Source organism: Rhodococcus sp. AW25M09 (assembly GCF_000333955.1).
GTDB lineage: Bacteria > Actinomycetota > Actinomycetes > Mycobacteriales > Mycobacteriaceae > Rhodococcoides.
On record NZ_CAPS01000047.1, the window covers coordinates 40,421 to 62,426 of the forward strand.

At 64.0% G+C, this 22,006-nt stretch carries 23 protein-coding genes; 8 read left to right on the forward strand and 15 right to left on the reverse strand.

The features are described 5' to 3' along the window. Positions 1 to 6 precede the first annotated feature (6 nt). The 6 genes from RHODMAR_RS08740 to urtA all read right to left on the reverse strand — a co-directional run bounded on the left by RHODMAR_RS08740 (position 7) and on the right by urtA (position 5,516). Positions 7 to 738: a GntR family transcriptional regulator gene (locus RHODMAR_RS08740; protein WP_081605944.1), complete on the reverse strand. Its 732-nt coding sequence runs from the start codon at positions 736 to 738 to the stop codon at positions 7 to 9. Continuing rightward, positions 686 to 1,378: an urea ABC transporter ATP-binding subunit UrtE gene (urtE, locus tag RHODMAR_RS08745; protein WP_008713542.1), complete on the reverse strand. Its 693-nt coding sequence runs from the start codon at positions 1,376 to 1,378 to the stop codon at positions 686 to 688. The genes RHODMAR_RS08740 and urtE overlap by 53 nt, the downstream gene beginning before the upstream one ends. Further along, positions 1,371 to 2,201, reverse strand: a complete 831-nt coding sequence (gene urtD, locus RHODMAR_RS08750) for an urea ABC transporter ATP-binding protein UrtD (protein ID WP_008713543.1) — start codon at positions 2,199 to 2,201, stop codon at positions 1,371 to 1,373. Before urtD ends, urtE begins: the two co-directional genes overlap by 8 nt. Further along, complete coding sequence (gene urtC / locus RHODMAR_RS08755; RefSeq protein ID WP_008713544.1) at positions 2,198 to 3,289, reverse strand: urea ABC transporter permease subunit UrtC; 1,092 nt, start codon at positions 3,287 to 3,289, stop codon at positions 2,198 to 2,200. The genes urtD and urtC overlap by 4 nt, the downstream gene beginning before the upstream one ends. After that, positions 3,286 to 4,170, reverse strand: a complete 885-nt coding sequence (gene urtB / locus RHODMAR_RS08760) for an urea ABC transporter permease subunit UrtB (RefSeq protein ID WP_008713545.1) — start codon at positions 4,168 to 4,170, stop codon at positions 3,286 to 3,288. Before urtB ends, urtC begins: the two co-directional genes overlap by 4 nt. A gap of 71 nt (positions 4,171 to 4,241) precedes the next feature. Then, positions 4,242 to 5,516: an urea ABC transporter substrate-binding protein gene (gene urtA / locus RHODMAR_RS08765; RefSeq protein ID WP_008713546.1), complete on the reverse strand. Its 1,275-nt coding sequence runs from the start codon at positions 5,514 to 5,516 to the stop codon at positions 4,242 to 4,244. Between the two features lie 179 nt (positions 5,517 to 5,695). Here urtA and RHODMAR_RS08770 point away from each other — a divergent pair, with 179 nt between their 5' ends. From RHODMAR_RS08770 to RHODMAR_RS08780, 3 genes are all read left to right on the forward strand, one after another. Beyond that, on the forward strand, positions 5,696 to 5,908 hold the full coding sequence (locus RHODMAR_RS08770; RefSeq protein ID WP_008713547.1) for a helix-turn-helix transcriptional regulator: 213 nt from the start codon (positions 5,696 to 5,698) through the stop codon (positions 5,906 to 5,908). Continuing rightward, positions 5,905 to 6,423, forward strand: coding sequence for a hypothetical protein (locus RHODMAR_RS08775; RefSeq protein ID WP_008713548.1), 519 nt, complete (start codon positions 5,905 to 5,907; stop codon positions 6,421 to 6,423). Before RHODMAR_RS08770 ends, RHODMAR_RS08775 begins: the two co-directional genes overlap by 4 nt. A 327-nt stretch (positions 6,424 to 6,750) precedes the next feature. Then, positions 6,751 to 7,077: a hypothetical protein gene (locus RHODMAR_RS08780; protein ID WP_008713549.1), complete on the forward strand. Its 327-nt coding sequence runs from the start codon at positions 6,751 to 6,753 to the stop codon at positions 7,075 to 7,077. Between the two features lie 16 nt (positions 7,078 to 7,093). On the opposite strand, the gene RHODMAR_RS08785 is transcribed toward RHODMAR_RS08780, so the two are convergent. Together RHODMAR_RS08785 and RHODMAR_RS08790 are read right to left on the reverse strand one after the other, a co-directional pair. Beyond that, positions 7,094 to 8,113, reverse strand: a complete 1,020-nt coding sequence (locus RHODMAR_RS08785; protein ID WP_008713550.1) for an agmatine deiminase family protein — start codon at positions 8,111 to 8,113, stop codon at positions 7,094 to 7,096. A 23-nt stretch (positions 8,114 to 8,136) separates the two neighbouring features. Beyond that, positions 8,137 to 9,123: a nitrilase-related carbon-nitrogen hydrolase gene (locus tag RHODMAR_RS08790; protein ID WP_008713551.1), complete on the reverse strand. Its 987-nt coding sequence runs from the start codon at positions 9,121 to 9,123 to the stop codon at positions 8,137 to 8,139. An 81-nt stretch (positions 9,124 to 9,204) separates the two neighbouring features. On the opposite strand from RHODMAR_RS08790, the gene RHODMAR_RS08795 reads away from it, so the two are divergent. The 3 genes from RHODMAR_RS08795 (at position 9,205) to RHODMAR_RS08805 (ending at position 11,866) form a co-directional block, all read left to right on the forward strand. After that, positions 9,205 to 9,804, forward strand: a complete 600-nt coding sequence (locus RHODMAR_RS08795) for a TetR/AcrR family transcriptional regulator C-terminal domain-containing protein (RefSeq protein WP_042938512.1) — start codon at positions 9,205 to 9,207, stop codon at positions 9,802 to 9,804. Positions 9,805 to 9,868: 64 nt separating this feature from the next. Next, entirely contained in the window at positions 9,869 to 11,080 is a 1,212-nt protein-coding gene (locus RHODMAR_RS08800; protein WP_008713553.1) for an MFS transporter, read from the forward strand. Between the two features lie 18 nt (positions 11,081 to 11,098). Next, positions 11,099 to 11,866, forward strand: a complete 768-nt coding sequence (locus RHODMAR_RS08805; protein ID WP_157226035.1) for a MerR family transcriptional regulator — start codon at positions 11,099 to 11,101, stop codon at positions 11,864 to 11,866. A gap of 34 nt (positions 11,867 to 11,900) precedes the next feature. On the opposite strand, the gene RHODMAR_RS08810 is transcribed toward RHODMAR_RS08805, so the two are convergent. Genes RHODMAR_RS08810 through RHODMAR_RS08825 form a run of 4 tightly spaced genes read right to left on the reverse strand, consistent with a single transcriptional unit; the run spans position 11,901 to position 17,724 of the window. Further along, positions 11,901 to 13,418 carry an APC family permease gene (locus tag RHODMAR_RS08810; RefSeq protein ID WP_008713555.1) on the reverse strand — a complete coding sequence of 506 codons (1,518 nt, stop codon included), beginning with the start codon at positions 13,416 to 13,418 and terminating at the stop codon, positions 11,901 to 11,903. Beyond that, on the reverse strand, positions 13,411 to 14,307 hold the full coding sequence (locus RHODMAR_RS08815; protein WP_008713556.1) for a universal stress protein: 897 nt from the start codon (positions 14,305 to 14,307) through the stop codon (positions 13,411 to 13,413). The genes RHODMAR_RS08810 and RHODMAR_RS08815 overlap by 8 nt, the downstream gene beginning before the upstream one ends. Before the next feature lie 28 nt (positions 14,308 to 14,335). Then, positions 14,336 to 16,288 carry a primary-amine oxidase gene (locus RHODMAR_RS08820; protein ID WP_008713557.1) on the reverse strand — a complete coding sequence of 651 codons (1,953 nt, stop codon included), beginning with the start codon at positions 16,286 to 16,288 and terminating at the stop codon, positions 14,336 to 14,338. Beyond that, positions 16,285 to 17,724: a gamma-aminobutyraldehyde dehydrogenase gene (locus tag RHODMAR_RS08825; protein ID WP_008713558.1), complete on the reverse strand. Its 1,440-nt coding sequence runs from the start codon at positions 17,722 to 17,724 to the stop codon at positions 16,285 to 16,287. Before RHODMAR_RS08825 ends, RHODMAR_RS08820 begins: the two co-directional genes overlap by 4 nt. A 234-nt stretch (positions 17,725 to 17,958) precedes the next feature. Between RHODMAR_RS08825 and RHODMAR_RS08830 the strand changes: the two genes are divergently transcribed. Continuing rightward, positions 17,959 to 18,954, forward strand: a complete 996-nt coding sequence (locus RHODMAR_RS08830; protein ID WP_008713559.1) for an MBL fold metallo-hydrolase — start codon at positions 17,959 to 17,961, stop codon at positions 18,952 to 18,954. Positions 18,955 to 18,974: 20 nt separating this feature from the next. On the opposite strand, the gene RHODMAR_RS08835 is transcribed toward RHODMAR_RS08830, so the two are convergent. Then, positions 18,975 to 19,751 carry an LLM class flavin-dependent oxidoreductase gene (locus RHODMAR_RS08835; RefSeq protein WP_008713560.1) on the reverse strand — a complete coding sequence of 259 codons (777 nt, stop codon included), beginning with the start codon at positions 19,749 to 19,751 and terminating at the stop codon, positions 18,975 to 18,977. Positions 19,752 to 19,768: 17 nt separating this feature from the next. Further along, on the reverse strand, positions 19,769 to 21,181 hold the full coding sequence (gene ramB, locus RHODMAR_RS08840; protein ID WP_008713561.1) for an acetate metabolism transcriptional regulator RamB: 1,413 nt from the start codon (positions 21,179 to 21,181) through the stop codon (positions 19,769 to 19,771). A 148-nt stretch (positions 21,182 to 21,329) separates the two neighbouring features. Between ramB and RHODMAR_RS08845 the strand changes: the two genes are divergently transcribed. Continuing rightward, positions 21,330 to 21,734, forward strand: coding sequence for an SPW repeat domain-containing protein (locus tag RHODMAR_RS08845; protein WP_008713562.1), 405 nt, complete (start codon positions 21,330 to 21,332; stop codon positions 21,732 to 21,734). 100 nt (positions 21,735 to 21,834) lie between these two features. Here the strand turns inward: RHODMAR_RS08845 and RHODMAR_RS29395 are convergent, their stop codons facing one another. After that, positions 21,835 to 21,969, reverse strand: a complete 135-nt coding sequence (locus RHODMAR_RS29395; protein WP_269744624.1) for a hypothetical protein — start codon at positions 21,967 to 21,969, stop codon at positions 21,835 to 21,837. Positions 21,970 to 22,006: the final 37 nt, after the last annotated feature.

A 22,006-nucleotide genomic window follows, 5' to 3' on the forward strand; every position in this document is an offset into this window, starting at 1 on the left:
TGCGACTCATATTCGAACCGCACCGGCCAGTGCCGCGGCCTGCTGCGCGCGCTCCACCACTCGCGCACGGGAGGAATCGATGTGGTTCAGAAGAAGTTCCAGTGCGGTGTCCAGAGTTCCGGCCAGCACGCATTCGACGATGTCGATGTGCTCATCGATCGCTGACGCGACCGCCGCAGCATCGAGTCCGCCGAGTATCCGCACCGGACGCACTTTGGCGTTGACGGTGCACAGGGCCTCGGTCAGAGCCGGATTACCCGACGCGTCCAACAGGGTGACGTGGAAGCTCTCGTCCAGTGCGACGAGGTCATCGGTGGTGTCGGGTGGGTCGGCGCGCAGGCCGATCCAGGTGTCCGCCAACGCCGACAGCGACACTCGGTCGAAGGACTGTGACGTCGAGCGAGTGATGCCCCGGGCTTCGAGGGTGGCGCGGAGCTCGTACAGATCGGGCAGGTCGGTCAGCCGAGGTCGATAGGCATGCAGCCCGGCCTCGTCGCGGGTGACGAGACCATCGGCCTGCAAGCGCGCCAGCGCCTCCCGCACGGGAGTGCGCGAGACGCCGTACAGCTCGGCGAGGCGCTCCTCGCCGAGCCGCTCCGTGGAGCTGATGACACCGGACACGAGATCCCGGCGCAGCGATAAGTAGACCTTCTCGCGAAGGTCTTTCGAGGCATCATTGTTCCGGTCAGATTGCCATGGCTGCGCGCACGTCGGCCTCGGACTCCGAGCCGCCCGCACCGGTGGACGTGATGCGGCCGGCCTCGAGAATGTAGTAGTGCTGTGCGGACTCGAGCGCGAAGCCGATGTGCTGCTCCACCAACAACACTCCGAGGCCGCCGCGGCGGGTGAGCTCGAGGATGGTGCGCTCGATCTCGGCAACGACGGACGGCTGAATGCCCTCGGTAGGCTCGTCGAGGATCAACATGCGCGGTTCGGTGATCAGCGCCCGCGCGATGGCGAGCTGTTGGCGCTGCCCACCCGAGAGCAATCCAGCTCTGCGATCGAGCAATTCCGTCAACGCCGGAAACAGATCGAGTACCTCGCCGATCAACGCCTTGCCGCGCTTACGACCGTCGGCCACCACCTGCAGATTCTCTGCCGTGGTCAACTGACCGAACGACTGCTGGCCCTGCGGGACGTAGGCCAGTCCGCGGGCCACCCGCGCACTGGGTCGCAACGAACTGACGTCCTCGCCGTCGAACATGACCTTGCCGGAGTTGACCTTGAGCAGCCCGACCGCAGCCCGCAGCAGGGTGGTCTTGCCTGCGCCGTTATGGCCCATCACCGCTGCGACACCATCGGCCGGAACCGTCAGCGACGCACCGTGAACCACCTCGCTGCGGCCGTAGCCAGTGCGCACATCGATCAGTTCAAGCATGATCGGCTCCCTCTTCTGCGTCTCGATCGAGCTGCTCGGCCGCAGTTGCGGTACCGAGATAGACCGCTTGAACCTTCGGATCGGCCTGTACCTCGGCCACTGTGCCTTCGGCCAGAACGCGTCCGGCCGCCAACACCGTCACCGAGGTGGCGAACATGCGCATGAAGTCCATGTCGTGCTCGACCACCACGACGGTCCGCTCGCCGCCGATGCGTTGGAGCAGCTCGCCCGTCTGCTCACGTTCCTCGTGACTCATGCCGGCGACCGGCTCGTCGAGCAGGAGCACATCGGCGTTCTGTACCAACAGCATTCCGATTTCCAGCCACTGCTTCTGGCCGTGCGCAAGGATTCCCGCCGGCTTGTCTCGCTCGGCGGTGAGGCCGGTGGTCTCGAGGGCCTCCTCGATCTGCGGGAGCACCGAGGCTCGGCGACGCAACATCGTCAGCACCGATCGACCGGACCCGGCCGCGATATCCAAATTCTGCAGCACCGTGAGGTTCTCGAAGATGCTGGCGGTCTGGAAGGTGCGGCCGATTCCCAGGCGGGCGATCTGGTGCACCTTCTTACCCAGCAATTGGACGCCGGACTTGGTCACCGACCCGGTGGCCGGGACCAGGCCGGTGATGGCGTCGATCAGCGTCGTCTTACCTGCACCGTTGGGCCCGATGAGGAACCGTAGATCGCCTTGCATGAGCGTCAGATCGACGCTGGTGTTGGCTTTGAAGCCGTCGAAACTGACTGTCAGATCACGAACTTCGAGGTACTGACTCGACATACCGGCGTTGCCGCCGAACGTGGGGTGCTGGCCTTCGATATGAATCATCGCGTCAGTTCCTTCTCTGGCTCTTCGCTCGACTCGGGGAGCGGTTCGGGCTCCTTCTTGCGTTTACGCAGTGCGAACAGGCCCGCGATACCGGCGGGGAAGAACCCGACGACCACCACGAACAGCAGGCCCTGCGCGTACGTCCAGCCGGACGGGAACTGTTCGGACAGCGTGGTCTGCGCCCAGGCGACGCCGAGTGCGCCGAGAACCGGACCGAGCAGCGTGGTGCGGCCGCCGATAGCGACACCGATGAGGAACGCGATGGACGGGACTATGCCCACGTCGTTGGGGGAGATGATCCCGACGATGGGAACGAACAGTGCTCCGGCGAGACCTGCGAAGAACGCCGCGGCCACGTAGGCCACGATCTTGACGTTCGCGGGATCGTAGCCGAGGAAGCGGACGCGCTCCTCCTGATCGCGCACCGCCACCAGCAGCTCTCCGTAACGCGAGTACATCAGCTGCCGGGTGATCGCCACGACGGCCAGCAGCACGCCTGCGGCGATGAAGAACAGCATCTGCTTGTTGGCCGGGTCGTTGAGATTGAACCCGAAGAACGTGCGAAAGCGGTTGAGGCCGTTGGACCCACCGGTGGTCTGCTGTCCGATGAGCAGGATTGCGAAGGCGGCGGCGAGGGCCTGGCTCAGGATCGCGAAGTAAGCGCCCTTGACTCGACGCTTGAACACGCCGAGGCCGAGTACCAGGGCCACCAGGGCCGGCACGAACAAGATGCCGAGGATGGTGGTGAAGGGCGAGGTGAACGGCATCCAATACGAGGGGAGTTCCCGAATTCCGGCGATGCCCATGAAATCCGGTACGTCGTCGCCGCGGAGTTCGGCGTCGGAGATCTTGAGGTGCATGGCCATGATGTAGGCACCGATCCCGAAGAACACGCCCTGGCCCAGGGTGAGCATTCCGCCACGGCCCCAGGCCAACCCGATTCCGACGGCCACGATCGCGTAGCAGATGAACTTGCCGAGCAGGCTGAGTCGGAATTCGCTGAGCACGGCAGGGGCAACGGCGAACAACAGGATCGCTGCGAGCGCGAATCCCAGTAGCGCACCTCGCTTGGCGATGAACTCGCTCATACCAGGCTCCTTGTCTTGACGGCGAACAAGCCTTGCGGGCGGGCCTGCAGGAAGATCACGATGAGCACGAACACGATGACCTTGGCGATCGAGGCCGTGGTGCTGTACTCGATGAACGAGTTGAGGATGCCGAGTGCGAACGCGGCGATCACCGCGCCCTTGATCTGGCCGAGGCCACCGACGACGACCACCAGGAAGGCGTCGATCAGGTAGCTCTGTCCCACAGTGGAACTGGTCGATCCGATCAAGGTGAGCGCGACGCCGGCGACGCCGGCCAGACCCGAGCCGAGGAAGAACGTCGAGATATCGGTCCTGCGGCTCGAGATGCCCGAGGTCTCCGCGAGATCGCGGTTCTGCACCACCGCGCGGATGCGTCGACCCATCGGGGTCTTCTTCAATGCGATGGACAGCGCGACGACGGCGACGATCGCGAGGACGAGAATGAAGATTCTGGTCTTGGGCACCACGGCACCGAGGATGTCGACGCCGCCGCGCAGCCAGTCCGGCGTCACGACGTTGACTGCCGGAGCGCCGAAGACGTCGCGGGCGAGCTGCTGCAGGATGAGCCCGACGCCGAAGGTGACGAGCAGGGTGTCCAGCGGACGGTGGTACATCCGCTGAATCAGCGTCACCTCCAGCAGGACACCCATGACACCACCGACGAGGAAGCCGACGATCAGCGAGATGAACAGTGACGCGCCGCCGGTGGAGACGATCTGTTGCACGACGTAGGCCGTGTACGAACCGGCCATGATGAACTCGCCGTGCGCCATGTTGATGACGCCCATCTGACCGAACGTCAGTGATAGCCCGAGGGCGGCGAGGAGAAGAATGGATCCGATCGACAGGCCGGTGAACAACTGTCCGATCACGACGTCCATGGGGAGCTCCTTCGGAGCATGTGCGTGGAACTTCGTAGTGGGCTACGAAGTTCCACGCACATGGGTGGGGGTCAGTTGAGGTCGGAGGCCCAGTCGTAGGTCTCGAGGAACGGATCGGGCTCGATGGGTTCCGGCGACTCGGAGATGGTGTAGATCAGTCCGTCGGGGCGAATCTCGCCGATGCGAGCGGTCTTGGAGATGTGGTGATTGTCGCCGTTGATGACGACCTCACCCTCGGGAGCGGCGAAGCTGACTCCGTCGGCGGCGGCCTGAATGTCCGATACCGCAAAGGAATCGGCCTTTTCGACCGTGTTCTTCCACAGGTAGACCGAGGTGTAGGCGGCTTCCATCGGGTCCGAGGTGGGCTTGTCGGCACCGTACTTGGCCTTGTAGTCCGCCACGAACTTGGTGTTCTCGGGGGAGTCGACCGTCTGGTAGTAATTCCAGGCGGTCAGCTGGCCCGCGATGTTCTGAGCGCCGATGCCGGCGACCTCTTCCTCGGCGATGGACACCGAAAGAACCGGCATGTCAGCGGCTTTGAGCCCGGCGTTGGTGTACTCGCGGAAGAAGGCGACGTTGGAGTCGCCGTTGAGGGTGTTGAACACGGCGTCGGCATTCGCGGTGCGGACCTTGTTGACGATGGTGGAGAAGTCGGTGGAACCGAGCGGGGTGTAGTCCTCGCCGACGATTTCGATGCCGTTCGCGGCGGCGTAGGCCTTGATCTCGCGGTTCGCGGTCTGCGGGAACACGTAGTCGCTGCCGACCAGGTACAGGGTCTTGACGCCCTGCTCCTTGAGGTAGTCCAGAGCCGGCACGATCTGCTGGTTGGTGGTGGCACCGGTGTAGAAGATGTTCTTCGACGCCTCGAGGCCCTCGTACTGAACGGGGTAGTAGAGGAGAGCGTCGTTGTCCTCGAACACCGGCAGCATCGCCTTGCGGCTCGACGACGTCCAGCCGCCGAAAACTGCTGCGACACAGTCGCTGCTGATCAGCTTCTCGGCCTTCTCGGCGAATACGGTCGGTTCGGACGCGCCGTCCTCGGCGACGACCTCGATCTGCTTGCCGTTGACGCCACCCGATGCGTTGATTTCATCGACGGCCAGTGCGATCGAATCACGCACCGTCACTTCGCTGATCGCCATGGTGCCGGACAGGGAGTTGAGCGAGCCCACCTTGATGGTGTCACCTGATGTGTCGACACACGAGGTGGCCGAGCCGCCGCCGTCGGCAGAGGTGGTGTCTCCCGCCTTGCTTCCGCAGGCGGTGGCGACCAGGCTCAATGCGGCCAGAGCTGCGGGAACGACCATGAGGCGTGTGACGGACTTGCGCTTCGAGACTGCAGGCATCTACGGCCCTTTCGGAGTTTTGTATACAGGGATGTATTCGCGATTGCGAACAGTAAAGGGAAGTTATTGCGTAGGTATGTTCTGCGGTGACGAGTCTGTTTCCCGCGTTACGTCGACGTAAATGCCTCACGATGACAACTTTGCTTGACATTTTATGACAAGCAGAGTTGACTTCTTGCATGTCCGGAGCGAATACCGTTCGCGACCATCGCAAGCTGGCACGCATCACCCAGGCCGAACTCGGCACCATCTGCGGGGTGAGTCGGCAGAGCATCGTCTCCGTCGAAGGCGGCGACTATGCACCGAGCGTCTACCTGGCACTGCGATTGGCCCGCGCACTCGATACGACGGTGGAAACACTGTTCGGAGACCAAGGAGAGTCCTCATCATGAGCACATTCGTCAAAGCGGCTCGTTTCGTCGGTGACCTCGACGACGATTTCTATTCCGACGAGCTCCAACGCGACATCTGGAACGAGGCCTCGGCCGTCGGTTTTCAGTCGCTGCTGTGGATCGGGCTGATCGCCGGCGCGATCCTGCCCTTCGCGGCCGGGGTCACCGGGGCCTGGGTGACTCTCGGCATCATCGCCTCGCTGATCGTCGTGGCCTACGTCACCCTGGGTTACGCCCGAGCTCGGGGTATCGACATGTACACCGTGCAAGAACTGCGACGGCCGCGCCTCGCACTCGCGGGCGTGCTGTATGTCCTCGGTGCCGGAGGGGCCCTGGTTCGGCTACTCGCTCAACACAACGACGGCAGCACTCTGATGTGGATCAGTATGGCCGTCGGGGCGGTTGTCGGAGCAGCTGCAGGGGTGTTGGGAGTCAAGTTGCATCAGCGTCGCCGGCGTGACGCCGAGCGTTCAGCGGAAGAGGCCGAGCTGCTCGGATTCGAGACGAACGACTGAATCACGCACCGAATGCCCGCGCGACCTATTACAGCGTGTGAGGATACGTAACGGTCTCGGTTCGATCGGTTGGTTCGCAGATTCGAGGCCCGGAAGGTATGTTTTGTCCGACGACATCGAGATTCTGTGGTGTCTACGCTGTTGGTGGGCTGTTCGGGCGCGTATTCGTAACGCGGTCGGCTAGGTGCCCGATGAAGAGAGAGGCTCGGTTCGAGGCCGATGACGACGTGTACTACCAATCCGTCCAGCGTCGTGCCACGAAGTACCACTGAGACCACGTCGGGCGTTCACCTTCGGGTGGAGCAAGCTAACAGGGAAGTCGAGACCGTGCGCAGAGACAAGAGCTACCTCAGACTCGTCGGTTCGAGCACGCCGGAACCCACCATCGAGGTTCTCGGCGGACCCAAGACCATCACGGTTCATGTCGAGAACGTCCTGCCGGGGCAGATGTGCGAAATTCTGCACAATGGCATGTTGTCGCTCAGCCACCGCGTCGTGGTGGACGGAAACACCTCGAGCATCGACATCACCACCTTCGCCCTCAAGCCGGGCGAGTACCACGTATCACTGCGTCTCGATGGACGGCTCGACTGCGTGACCGAGCCGCAGACCGTCGTTGTCGGCGAACAGCTCGAGGTTCGACGCAGCTCGTAGAGCGCGGATATGCCAGTCAGTCGAGCTTTCGCGCCGACGGTTGGTGTTGGGTGATGCAGTGGATGCCCCCGCCCCGCTCGAAGAGTGGCCTGGCGTCCACGGTCACCACCTTTCTTCCCGGGTAGGCGTCCTGCAGTATCGCGGCTGCCTCCTGGTCGACCGGGTCGTCGTAGCTGCAGGCGATCACCCCGCCGTTGACGACGAGATGATTGATGTAGCTGTAGTCGACGAATCCGTCGGTATCGCGCAGGGTCTGCGGAGCCGGCACCTCGATGATGTTCCAGTCCTCGCCCGCGCCATCGTGGGTGGCGCGCAGGGTGTCCACGATCAGCTCGCTGACCTGGTGATCCGGGTGGGCTTCATCACGTTGTCGATGTACCAGAACAGTTCCCGGAGACGGGATGGCCGCGACGATATCCACGTGGCCACGCGTGCCGAACCGCATGGAATCCCGCGTCAACCCGCGAGGCAGCCAGATGACGTGCCGCGCACCGATTGTTCGCGCCAGCTCCGCCTCGATGTCGGCTTTCGACAGGCCGGGGTTGCGTCCGGGATCGAGTTGGACGGTTTCGGTGATCAGCACGGTGCCGGCACCGTCCACCGCTATGCCGCCGCCCTCGTTGACAATCGGTGACGTAACCCGTTGGACCGCAGCCCGATTCGCCACGAACTCAGCTATTCGGCAGTCCTTGTCCCACTGCGCCCAGTCCTGTGCGCCCCAACCGTTGAAGATCCAGTCGACTGCGGCCACCGAGCCATCGCCCGCATGAACGAAGGTGGGGCCGATATCGCGCATCCAGGCGTCGTTCAGCGGTGCCTCCACGATATCGATGTCGCGGGAGAGGTATGTCGCTGCGACGCCGCGTTCGGCCGGATCGACGACGACGGTCACCGGCTCGAACTCCGCGACCGCATGCGCGACGGCCGCCCAGGTGGAACGGGCCTCGTGCTTGGCTTCGGGGTCCTCGCCGAGCGAGTAACCCTCGCAGGGGAATGCCATCCACACCTTGTCCTGCGGAGCCGTCTCGGATGGCATAGTGAATGTCGTTGCGGTCGTGATCATTTGATCACCGGCGTTGCAGGATGTCCGTCGCCGTACGGGGCTTCGGTGCGCACCGGCTCGGCCAGACGGGCGTATGTGTCTGGTCTGCGGGTGAGAAGAAAAGGAAAGAGCTCCAACCATTCTCGACGCTGATCCAGGTCGAGATCGGCGACGAGGACGGCCGGTTCGTCTCGGGGTGCCTGCGCCAGGATGCGACCGTAGGGATCGGAGATGAACGATGAACCGTAGAAAGTGATCTCGCCTTCGTTGCCGCAGCGGTTCGGTACCACCATGAACAGGCCGTTCGAGATGCCATGGCCGACAATGACGTGCTGCCACATCGGCTGGGTATCGAACTCCGGGAACGACGGCTCGGACCCGATGGCCGTCGGATACGCGAGAATCTCTGCGCCACCGAGCGCGTAGCTGCGCGCCACCTCAGGGAACCACTCGTCCCAGCAGGTGGGTAAGCCCACCCGGGCACCGTCGAGTTGGTCCGGGGAGTAGACGGGGTAGGGGTCGTCGGCGGGACCGGGGCGGAAGTAGGTGTCCTCGTAGTAACCGGCCGAGATGGGAATGTGCAGCTTTCGGGTTCTGGCCAGCAGCTCGCCGGAGGGAGAGACCATGATGGCGCTGTTGAATCCCAATCCGTCTGCCGCCTCGGACTTCTCGTACAGCGACGCATGGACCACGATGTCGTTCGCGGCTGCCGCTTCGGCGGCGAGGGTGAAGGTGGGCCCGGTGAGCAGATCCTCCGCTTCGCTGCCGGGGTTCACTCCGGCGCGGGTGTCGGCGGGGTAGCGCAGCAGGGCTATCTCGGGCAGGAAGACAACCTGTGCTCCGCGATCGGCCGCGATGGAGATGGCATCGAGCAGTTCGGCTTTCAGTGCAGCGGCGTCGGGATTCCACCGATGCTGTACCAGTGCGACGCGAAGCGGAGTGCGCGCGCTCGGGACGACCCGGAGCGGCGCGGTGGGGGCAGTGAGACTGCTGATCGTCAGCATGGGACCTCCGATAAAACGAATGTGATTCGTTAAGTATTGTCGATGACGATCGGAACCGCAAGAGGATGAGGAGTGTGCACCGTGGGGAGACCGTCCGCGCCACTGTTGGACACCGACAGAATCACCACAGCCGCCCTCGCGCTGGTGGGCGATGCGGGCGGATTCACCATTCCGCTCCTCGCCAAGAAACTCGGCGTCAGCCCGTCGTCCCTGTACAACCATGTGTCGGGTCGCGAACAGATAGTCGAGTTGTTGCGCGAGCGCGCGATGTCCGAGGTCGCGCTGCCAGCACACGGCCTCGACTGGCGTGAGACCGTCGCGCAGATCGCCCGCGCCTACCGCGACAGCTACGCCCGCTACCCCCGCCTGATTCCGCTGCTCACCGAACACGCGGTCAACAGCGCCCACGCCTTCGGCATGTACAACGCGCTGGCAGATACCTTGTCGGCGGCCGCATTCGGACCGGCCGAGGTACTCAACATCATCACTGTCCTCGACAGCTTCGTGCTGGGCTCAGCGCTCGACCTGGCGGCACCCGAAGCTCCCTGGCGTCCCAGCGTCGAGGTCGGTCCCGCACTGCGCGCCGCCCTCGACACCGCGTCCTCGAAGACTTCTCGCTCCGACGAGGCCTTCGAGTACGGGCTCCGTGCACTGCTGGCCGGGTTCGATCCCAAGGCCTAGCCGATGCTGGACGGTTGATTCGCGGGCTTGACCTTGACGCAGCGTCAATCGCGATCATCGAATCATGAATCGCATCCGTACCGCTGTCCCGCTGTACATCGGTGGGGCTTCGTTGTCGCTGTTCGGCAACTCGGCCATCACGATCGTTCTGCCCTGGTTGGTGTTGGCCACGACGGGCAGCCTGTCGTCGGCAGGTCTGATCGCGGCGACCGCCGGCGTTACGGCGGTGCCGGCAACATTCGCCGGCGGTCGACTGATCGACCGATTCGGGGCACGCAACGTGGCCGTCGTCTCCGATCTCGGTAGCGCGACTGCGGTACTCGGCCTGATCGGCGTGAGTGCAACAGTGGGGTTGTCGGTGCCATGGTTCGTGGTGTTGGGAGTCGCAGGCGCTGTCTTCGATGTTCCCGGGATGACGGCTCGTCAGGCGATGCTCGCCGATGTCGCGTCTATCTCGGGAGCGTCGGTCGCGACGGTGGCCGGCCTCTTTCAGACCGGGTTCTCACTGGCGTTCCTGGCGGGACCGGCTTTGGCCGGCCTTCTGTTGAGCGTGCTGGATCCGATCGACGTCGTCGCCGTCACCGCCGCCTCGTCGGCGGCTGCTGCGTTGCTGACTGCGCTGGTTCCGGTCATGGGGCAGGCGTTCGCGTCCGGTGCCGCCGGGTCGGGGAGCGCCCTGGACCTGATCCGTGCCACGCCCGCGCTGCGGGCGATGCTGATTCTCGCGTTCTTCGCGAGCCTGGTCACCCCGCCGATGATCAGCCTGCTGCTGCCCGGCTATTTCAACGAGATCGGCGAACCCGGGCAGCTGGGCCTGGCCATGTCGACGTTCGCCATCGGCACCCTGGCGGGGTCGGCGCTGTTTGCCGTGTCGGCCGCCCGATCGCGACGGGCCACCTTCGTGACGGGAATGGCAGCGATGACGGCCGGCATCTGGCTGTTCGCGCAGCTGCACGGGTTCTGGATCGTCGCGGCCGGAATGCTGGTCATGGGTCTCGGGTCCGGGCTGTTCGGTCCGATCTGGAATGTCTATGTGGCCGAACAGGTCCCCGCAGAGGTCAGGGGTCGGGTACTCGGCTGGCTGAACATGGGCGGGCTCGTGGCCGGTCCGATGGGGTTGGGACTGATGTCGGTAGTGCTGGTCGGCGGTGATCTCGGTCTCGGTGCCGTCGTCATGGGAGTCGGATGGACCGCCGTCGCTGCCTACTCGGTGCTGAGCCCGGGCGCGCGTGAGCTGACCGACCCGGTACCGCACGCTGCAGGGGTGGACGGTTGATCGGCAAGAATGGGCTCCGTGCTTCGCATCGGTGAGCTGGCTTCCTACGTAGGGGTGACGACCCGAACCGTGCGGTTCTACCATCAGCAGGGGCTGCTGGACGAGCCGCAACGCAACACGTCGGGCTACCGTCTCTACGGCGGGGAGGCCGTCTTGCGGTTGTCACGGGTGGTAGCTCTTGCCTCGGCCGGTGTGCCACTGGCACGCGTTCACGAGCTACTCGACGCCTCACAGCAATCACTCGACCTGGCCTTGATCGAAATCGACACCGGCCTACGCAACAGGATCGAACGTTTGGAGGAGGATCGCGACAGACTCCAGCGGCTACGTGCCGGCGACGCGCTGGTCCTTCCCGATGTGATCGTCGGCCTGATCGAGTACCTGCGCGAAGCGGGTATCGACTCCGAAGTCGTCGATCACTATCGCGATGCCTGGGTGCTCACATACGCCGTCTACCGGCCCAAGCTCGATTCCTGGCTGCAGGACTTCGGCGGCGTCACGCTCAGAGACCCGGGCTATCTGGCGCTCATGGTGCGCTCTTTTCGAGCAGCCGAGCTCGACCCTGACGATCCGAAGATCCAGCAGCTCGCGGACGACACGGTCGAATGGATGGTGAACACCTGGGACAGTGACGCACTGGAGTGGTCTTTCGAGCGCGGTCTCGACGACTCTGCGGCCAACGCGCTGCTCGAGGCTCAGTGGGCCGACCGACCCGGCTGGGTGCGCGTCAGCGAGTTGATCGTGCAAGGCCTACAGGACCGCGGCGTCGAGCACTCCAGAGAGTGACGAAGGTCAGCGGGGACCGCTGGCCTTCTGATCGTCAGTCCTCGACGATCAGTGGCGGAGTGTCGCGGCGGAGGATGTCGCCCTTGAAGAATTCCGGCTTGCGCAGTGCCACCACCAGCATGATGACGATGCCGAGTGCGATGATGCCGACGCCGATGAGGAAGACCATGCCGATGCCGAACAGCGATGAGCCGCTTCCGAACTCGGGATCCCAGGCATCGATCGAGGTCTGCACGAACACCACGGCCATGCCGACACCGCCGAGCAGCGGTGCGAGGAATTTGAAGAAGATGTTGCGGGTGCTGGTGAACAGTTCCTCGCGGAAGTACCAGACGCAGGCGAATGCGGTGATGCCGTAGTAGAAGCAGATCATCAGTCCGAGCGCGGCGATGGTGTCGGTGAGAACGTTGTCGCTCACCACCCGCATCACGGCGTAGAAGGCCGCTGACGACCCGCCGGCCACCAGTGTCGCGAAGCCTGGAGTACTGAATCGCGGTGTGATGGAAGCGAACCGCTTCGGCAGCGCCTGGTAGTGGCCCATCGCGAGCAATGTGCGCGCCGGTGAGATGAAGGTGGCCTGCAGTGAACTGGCGGAACTGCTCAGCACGGCGAGGGACAGCAGAATCGCGAACGGTCCCATCACCGGTCCGGCCAGTGCGGCGAATACGTTGTCGGTGGTGTCGGGATTCTGCAATCCGTTTCCGGTGTCGCCGGTACCGGCGAACAGCAGCGTGGCCACTGCAGTGAGCAAGTACAGCACGATGATGCAGAACACCGTGACCAGAGCGGCGCGGCCGGGAATCTTGGCGCTGCCTGCGGTCTCCTCGTTGACCGTCAGGCAGACGTCCCAGCCCCAGTACATGAAAATGGACAGCGACAGGCCTGCGGTGAAGGCCGAGAAACTCGGAATGCCGAAGGGGTCGAACCAATCCAGGCTGAACGAGATGTCGTCGGCACCGTCACCGGCCCCGACCTTGACGAACGCGGCAACGATGAACCACGCCATCACCAGCAGCTGGAACGTGAGCATCGTGTACTGGACGCGTTTGGTCTCTTGCATACCGCGATAACACAGCCACGCCGCCAGAGCCATGAACACCAGACAGGTGACGATATTGATGGGTATGTTGGCGGTCAGATCGGCCAGCGAGTCGTTGCTGGTGACCTGCGCGAGAAAGAGATAGAAGAAGTCGACGGCCACCCCGGCGAGGTTCGAGAGCACGATGATGGTGGCCGCGATCAGGCCCCAACCGCCCATCCAGCCGACGTACGGTCCGAAGGCCTTCGACGCCCAGGTGAAGGAGGTGCCACTGTCGGGCTCGGCTGCGTTGAGCTCTCGATAACCCAAGGCCACCAACAACATCGGGATGAACCCCACGATGAAGATCGCCGGCAGGTGCACTCCCACCTCGGTGACCGTCGGACCGAGCGACGCCGTCAGGGCGTAGGCGGGCGCAATGGTCGAGATGCCGAGCACCACGCTCGCGAGCAGTCCGAGTTGGCCGGCCGACAGGCCCTTGGACTCGACGTCCACTGCCGCACGCTCATTCATGGCCGGCCTCTCTCGGTACAACGATCATCGGAACGGGAACGACCCGAAGCATTTTCGCGGCAACCGATCCCAGAAAGAGTCGGTGCGGCTGCGCGAGGCGGGACGAACCCACCATCAACACGTCGCCGGCGTGCCACTCCAGCGAGGACACCGCCTTCTCGATACCGGAGCCCTCGGCCACCGTCAGCTGTACCTCCGATTCCGCGGGCAGTTCCGCCTTCACGGTGCGCAGCACGTCCTCGGCCTTGGCGAGACCGCCAGGCCCAGGCGCTCGTATCGATTCCGCTTCTGCGGAGACGAGGGAGAGTAAGCGCAGGGGCAACTCGGCCGACGCCGACAGATCGGTGGCGGCCTCGACGAGTTCGACCGCTCCCGGACGGTTTCCGATAGCGCAGGTCAGTTCGCGAATGCGTGGCGGCGGAGAGTGCCGATACCCGCGCGGTGCCAGCGCGAGGGGCACGTGGGCACAGTGCAGAAGATCGCTGGTGACGGTCCCGATCGAGTGGCGCCCGAGCAGACCGTCGCCGGCCGCACCGACAACGATCATGTACGCCTCGCACTCGTCGACGTGTTCATGGGTCGCTCCGCAGGCTCCACTTCTGGTTGCGTCGAGTAGACCCTGTGCGAACGACTCGTCGAACAGCAGGTGAGTGCGCGCCTGGACGTCCTCGGGCACCAGTGCCAGTGCCTCGGCCAGCCAACTCGTGGCCTGATCGATCAGGATGTCGTCGTACCCCGCCTCGACGGGCGCTTTGGACGGCACCGGGCGCTCCTGAGGCAGCACCAGACAGATGTCCAGCGAGGCCTGCAAAGATCGCGCGAGGGTTGCGCCCAAGGCGATTCCGTCCGCGCCACTCGGTGTTGCCTGGTATCCCACGATCAGACGCATGGGCGGACCTTCCCTGAAGTTGGGCGAGCTAATGACAGGTGCTGCCGGGATCTGTGTGGCACGACTTCGGCTCCGACGCTGCGACATCGAGAGAGGGGTTGCGATCGAAGAATCCGAACGGCTTGAGCCAGAACGACACGGTGTCGGCAGGCATCACCGGCCAGTCCTCGGGGCGGGTGATGTGATGGATCCCGAAGGTGTACCAGACGACAACATCGGTGTTCTCGATGCTTCGATCTGCCTCGGTCCACTCGGGTAGGCCGTGATCGACACCGCTCTGATTGACGAACTCGCCGCTGGGCCAACGCTCGTCGGGACAGTTGGGGGTGACCCACACGGTATGGCCGATCACCTGAGCACGCTGGAAAATCGGCGACGCCGGATCGAACATCGACGGGATCGCCGCCCCCGGAACCAGTTTGTAGGCAGGGCGGGTGCCGAGGCCGTTGGTGACGTTGTCGTTGACGACCTTCCATGCCTTCTGGGTGTTCCAGTCGTAATCCTGCTTGCCCTCGGATTCGGTGGTCAGCGGAGTGTTGACCTGGGTGAGCGCGAGGCCGTAAGGATTGTCGGGGCCCATCGGAACACGTTGCGTCTCACTGGCGTACACGGTGTTCTCGGTGCCGTCGATGTCCAGATCGAGCCGGGCTACGAGGAAGTGCTGGTGATAGGGCGCGTAGGTGCGATTGTCGACCAGCGTTCCCGACGGATGGGTGCCGCCTTCGGCGAAGTGCGTCACGACCATGATGCCTGTGGCGCGGACCTCGCACTCGATGTTGCCGTCCTGATAGAACCGCCAGTAGACGAGGTACTCGTAGTTCGCGACGGTGGCGTGGAAGCTGACCGTGAGTCGACGCATGCGCCGTACTTCGGCCCCGGCGTCGTGATCGACGTGCTTCCACAACACGGCGTTGTCTTCCTCGTGAATGCAGATCGCATTGGTGATCGTGTACGGCTCACCCTTGCTGTTGTGCAGTACTGCATCGAGGTAACGGATCTCGCCCAGGCAGTCGCAGCCGAGTTCGAGCGAGGTGGTCATGAAGCCCAGGCCCCACTCGCCGATGTCGAACGCGGTGCGCCGATAGTGATCCTCGGTGTGATCGCGATACGGAACGACCATCTCCGCGAACGACATTCGATTGGCGACGGACCGCACGTTCCCGTTGTCGTTGTACGTCACGGCATGCAGCGTCATGCCCTCGCGGTAGTTGAATCCCACGCGCAACGACCAGTTCTGCCACGTCAATTTGTTGCCGTCGATCTGGAACGACGGGCCGGTCGGTTGGGTGATCTCGAGCGGTTCGAGTGGCGGACGGCTACTGGCCGCGCGGATCCGCTCCGGGATGTGGCGAGGGACGTACTCGCCCATGATCTCCGGACGTTCGACTCGGAAAGTGTCCTCGATCTCGAGCAGTTCCATCGTGTTGACGTCGATGACGCAGTGGAATCCGCCGACCGGTCCGGCGTACGGATTGGCACCCTCCGCGGCCTTGACCCAGGTGTCGGACCAGCCGAGGCGTCGACCCTTGTACTTCTCGGGCGTCACCGCTTCGCCGTAGGTCCAGGTGTCCATGAACACCAGATCGAGATCGGTGATACCTCGATCGGCCAGGGCAGCAATGACATCGGGATGGGCACGCAGCGCGGCGTCGGCCTCTTCCCATTCGTCGACGGTGAAATTGGGCTGCACGCCGGGGATGTTCGTCCACGATTCGGTGGCGCGATCGTCCAGCGACACAACGGCCTTGAAAGTACTGTTCTCGGCGCGATTCAACACCACCGAGATTGCACGACGCGCAGGCACGGTACCGGCCTCGTCGAACGCGGCGATCTCGGACTTGGCCGGTTCGATCATTTCGATGGACGCGAAGCGCCAGCCGTCGCCGACGCCGTGATCGCGGCCGAGAACCTCCGCTACGGTGGCGAATTCGTCGCTGGACAGAGGATCGAGAGGATGACGGTGTTGCTGAGGTGCGTTCATGCGATGGTCTCCGTCGAGCTCATGACGTGCTTGATGCGGGTGTAGTCCTCGACGCCGTAGGCCGAGAGGTCCTTGCCGTAACCGGAGTACTTGAAGCCTCCGTGCGGCATCTCGGCCACCAACGGGATATGGCAGTTGACCCACACGGCTCCGAAGTCGAGAGCCGCCGAGATGCGCAGTGTGCGTCCGTGATCGGAAGTCCAGACGCTCGACGCGAGACCGAAGTCCACGTCGTTGGCCAGCGAAATTGCCTCAGCCTCGTCGGTGAACGTCTGCACCGTGAGCACCGGACCGAACGTCTCCTCCTGCACGATGGGATCGGACTGCTGGACGCCGGTGATGATGGTGGGCTCGAAGAAGAAGCCCTTGTCGCCGATGCGCTTGCCGCCGGTGACGATGGTGGCGTGCTCGCCGATGCCGTCGACCTTCGAGCTGACCTGGCCGAAGTGGTTGATGTTGTTCAGTGGCCCGAGGAATGTATCCGGGTCGTCGGGTAGGCCGACCTTCAACGTCTTCGCCTTGGCGACAAGGGCGTCGACGAGGGTGTCGTGGACCGACTCGTGCACCAGCACGCGGGTGACGGCTGTGCAGTCCTGACCGGCGTTGAAGAACGCGGCCTCGGCGATACCGTCGGCGGCCTTGCTGATGTCGACGTCGTCGAAGACGATCGCCGGCGCTTTGCCGCCGAGTTCGAGGTGCGCGCGCTTGAGCTGCTTGGCAGCGGCCACGGCGACGGCGATGCCGGCGCGGACCGATCCGGTGATCGACACCAGGCCGGGAGTCTTGTGCTCCACTATGGCAGCGCCGGTCCCGCCGTTGCCGAGAACCACATTGAGGACGCCGGCCGGAAGGATTCCTTTCGACAGCTTCGCCAGCACGAGAGTGCTTTCGGGAGTGGTGTCACTGGGCTTGAGGACGATGGTGTTGCCGGCGGCGAGCGCGGGCCCGATCTTCCAGATTGCCATCATGAACGGGTAGTTCCACGGCGTCACCTGGCCGACGACACCGATCGGTTCGCGTCGAACATACGAGGTGAATCCGTCCATGTATTCGCCTGCCGACTTGCCCTCGAGCATGCGCGCCGCACCGGCGAAGAACCGGATCTGATCTGCGCCGACCGTCACCTCTTCGGCGGCGATGGTCGCCTTGGGCTGGCCGGTATTACGGCTCTGCGCCTCGACGATCTCGTCGCTGTGCGCCTCGATGGCGTCGGCGAGCTTCAACAGCGCCTTCTGCCGTTCGCCGGGCGTCGTCTTACCCCAGCTCTGGAATGCGCTGGCGGCAGCCGACATTGCGGCATCGACATCCGACGCGTCGGAGATGGGGGAGTGGGCGACGACCGACTCGTCCACCGGATTCACCACATCGAGCATGTCGGTACCGGAGGGCGTCACGAACGCCCCGTCGATGTAGTTCTGCAGGACAGGCACCGTCATCACTCAACCCCTAGCGTCGGACTCCACTGTTGTATTGCGGTTCTGCAAAGCCTGCACCTACGGACGAGACTTTGCTACCCGACAAGATGTCCAGCGCCCCTCGATGGATCAGGACGAAACGTCAAGGTTCCCGGCCAAGGACCTGACCCCGGCGATGTAGGTCGCGAGACCGAGCTTCTCGAACGCTGCCCGGGAGGTGGGATCGCCGAGATGTTCACCGGTTAGCCTGAGTCGGTGGCAGACACAGCGGTGGGATATCAGCAGATCGCCGACGGCACCTGGGCTTTCATGCGGCCGCCGGGCAGTTGGGGGCAGACCAACACCGGACTGATCGTGGGGCCGGGCCGCGCGTCGATGTTGATCGACACCGTTTGGGACACCACGTGGGCAGCACGGGTGGCCGCAGACACCGCCGAACTCATCGCCGACGCGCCGATCACCGAAGTACTCAACACCCACTCCGACGGCGATCACTGGTGGGGCAACGACACTGTTCCCCCGTCTGCGCGCATCACCACGAGCGCCGCGTCACTGCACGCCATGAAAGAGGAGACGCCACCGAAAGGCGTAGCCACGTTCGCCTCCCTCGGTGCCAAGATCGGCTGGGTACCCGGGCCGGTCGGCGCGATGGGCTCCTACATGAACCGAGTCCGCGGCGGTGCCACCTTCCCCACCGCGCTGCCGCGGCTACCCGACCACACCTTCGAGACCACCGACACCCTCGACGTAGCAGGACGATCCGTTCACCTGCGCTACCTGGGTCCGGCGCACACCGAGGGCGACCTCATCGCCCACCTACCCGACGTCGGAGTCGTGTTCGCAGGAGACTTGCTGTTCATCGACGCCACCCCGGTGCTCTGGCACGGCCCACTGCAGAACTGGATCGACGCCCTCGACCATCTCCTCGAACTCGATGCCGCCGTCTACGTCCCCGGCCACGGCCCGCTGTGTGGCACCGACCAGATCCGCGCAGTCCGCAACTATTGGACCTGGGTGGCCGAGGCCGGTCGCAGCTGCTTCGATGCCGGACTCGGATCGACCGAGGCCGCCCGAAACCTGCTGAAATCCACCGAATTCGGGCACTACGCGCATTGGGACTCACCGGAACGGCTCATCCTGAGCATGAGCACCCTCTACCGCCTGTGGCGAGGCGAGCAGCCCGCACCGCCCACGCTGACGCGTCGAGCACGGGCGTTCGCGGACGCGGGGCGGTTCCTTCGAAAGCAGTAATACTCAATTCCCCGTGAATGCTACTGTGGCGCAGTGAACGTCGCGGTCAACGACGCCGCAGCGTCGAACAGGCCGGCCAGATCCGATCGATCAGGTGAGGGTTCGAGCACTATGGTTGTCGCCCCCGCGTCGATCCAGCGCTGCACAGTGCTCGGGGCCGCATCGGAATCGGAAAGACACGACACGTAGACCACCACGTCGTGGTCGGGCCCACCGCCGATGTGCTCGACAGCGGTTCGCAGCTGGTCCGGGGACGTCTCGCTCGTGAGGATGGTTCCCACGCTGCTGCGACCGCTCAGGGCGAGCGTCTTCGGCCCCGTCGCGCCGACCAGAAGCGGCGGCGGTTGCTGCGGCGGCCAGTTCAATCGCACATCGTCGAGTGAGACGTATCGGCCGTGAACGGTCACGGTTTCACCGGCCAACAGACTGGTCAGCGCGGCCATCTGCTCGCTCAGCAACGTCAGGGGAGAGTGCACTCGGCCACCGATCTGATCCATCCACGATTGGACGCCGTGACCGAGTCCGACGCGGAGCCGCCCCGGATGGATCCGGGCAACGGTAGCGATCTCCATGGCCGTCGACGCGACGTTTCGCATCGGGGTGGGTAACACCCCGATGCCGACACTCACACGGTTCGTGGCGGCGAGAATCATTGCAGCAGTGGATACTCCACCGGAGTAGAAGCAGTCTTCCCAGATCCACACCTCGTCGACACCCGCGGCGTCGGCCGCGCGCGCAGCGTCGATGAGTGCCTCGGGAGCCATTTCAGGCCGAAGTACAACGCCGATTCGCGTCATTGCAGTTCTCCTCTCGGTCAGCGAACGAGGTACGGCGATACCGAACTTCGGTGCTCGTCGATATCGAGATCCTTGCCCAGCGGCGGGAACGCACGCTGCGGGCAGTTCGCACGTTCGCACACGCGGCAGCCTGCGCCGATCGGTGTTGCAGCAGCAGAGCCCTGGACGTCCAGTCCGTCGGCGTACACCAGTCTGCCGGCATGGCGCAGCTCGCAACCGAGACCGATGGCGAAGGTCTTGCCGGGCTGACCGTATCGCGCGGCCCGTCGCTCCACGGTGCGCGCGATCCACAGATAGTTGCGGCCGTCGGGCATCTCGGCGATCTGGGTCATGATCTTGCCCGGATAGGCGAACGTCTCGTACACATTCCACAGTGGGCAGGTACCGCCACTGGATGAGAAGTGGAAACCTGTGGCGGACTGGCGTTTCGACATGTTTCCTGCGCGATCGACCCGGACGAACGAGAACGGCACACCCCGTAACTCGGGTCTCTGCAAGGTGGAGAGCCTATGGCAGATGGTCTCGTAACTGACCGAGAAGAACGCCGAGAGCCGCTCGACGTCGTACCGGAAATCCTCGGCGACGTCGTGAAACTGGTGGTACGGCAACACCGTCGCGGCAGCGAAATAGTTCGCGAAGCCGAGCACCGCCAGCTTCTTCGACGACTCGCTGGTGAAGTTTCCCTCGTCGGCCATTTTGTTCAGCAGGTCTCCGCATTCGAGGTACGCCAGTTCGGCAGCGAACCGGAACACCTTCTGACCGGCGGACAGGTGTGGCGAAATCTCCAGTACGCGCGTCTGGGGGTCGAATCGGTGCAGCACGTTCTCGCCGAGGTCGATGCGATTGACGATCTGGACGTCGTGCACCGTTCGTAGCCGCTTGGCGATCTCGCCGCCCACGTCGGCGCGATGGAATCGAATCCTCGAGGTCAGCGCCTCCGCCGCAGTGTCCAGATCGTGCAGATAGTTCTGCCGCTGATAGAAGTAGTCGCGCACTTCCTCGTGCGGCTTGCTGATCGAACCACTGCCACTGCCGTCGGAGAAGCGCTCCTCGGTAGCGGCGAGGAGCTGAGCCGTCGTATTGCGGAATCGGCGATGCATGTTCACCATCGCCCGCGCCAACTGCGGGTGCGAGCTGACCATCTGGGCGATCTCGTGCGCGTCGGCGTCGATGTCCATGTCCTGATCGAGGGCCACCTCGCGGAGCTCGGCAACCAGCCTGGTGTCGTCCTCGGAGGAGAAAAACGAGGTGTCGACGCCGAACACCTCGGAGATGCGAAGGAGTACCGGCACCGTCAGCGGACGCACGTCGTGCTCGATCTGGTTGAGATAGCTGGCCGAGATCCCCAGCTTGTGGGCCAACGACACCTGACTCATGCTGCGTTCGCTGCGAAGCTGCCGAAGCCGCACGCCGACGAAGGTTTTCGACATATCGCCAGGCTACGCCTGCGAAGAAATGCGTTAACACCGTTCGCAACTGGTTGCCGGGTCACAATTCGGTGATCATCGGGAACATTAGCGGAAGTAAAGGCGTATACCGGTATACGAGCCAATTCGCCACGTACCTCTAGGAGTGGTCATGTCCAACCGTCAACGCACATCGGAAATCGTCAGGGACGTCGTCGTCTTCGTCACCGGAGCGGTACTCGTCGGATCCACCGTATGGCTCCCGGTCGAGGGGGTCCAGGAGGTCACCGGTGCCATCCTCGTCCTCGGCATACTCGCCGCATCGACTGCGCTGTGGGCCATCGGATCGTCGTCGCGGCAAAGCCACTGGACTCACGTCGGCCTCGGTCTGCTCCTCGCGGTCTCGCCTGCACTGATGGTGTTCCCGTCCGGACTGCTGGCCGCGGACCTGTTCGCCATCGTCGGCGGACTGGTGATCGCTGCCATGGGCGCGCTCGGCGTGCTCGCCTCGCGTCGGGCACCGGTCACCTCGCGGGTGGTTGCGTCCAGTGCCGATCGAACCAGCGCGCGAGTCTGAATTCCAGCAACTGATGCTCCACTCCCCGGGCGTGGGCGATGAATGTCGTCCACGGCCGCGGGAGTGGAGCATTTTGTGTGTACACGGCTCGGTCGGCAACTCACGACCCAACTGATGCGATCTCGCTCGCGATCCGGGCGTGTGCAGCCAGCGCATCGAATGCGGAATAGCGCAGCACCAACCAGCCATCGAGCACCAGCGCATTCTGGCGACGCCGGTCCTTGCTGAACACCACTGCAGCGCTGTGAGGCGAACCGCGCCACTGCCAGCCG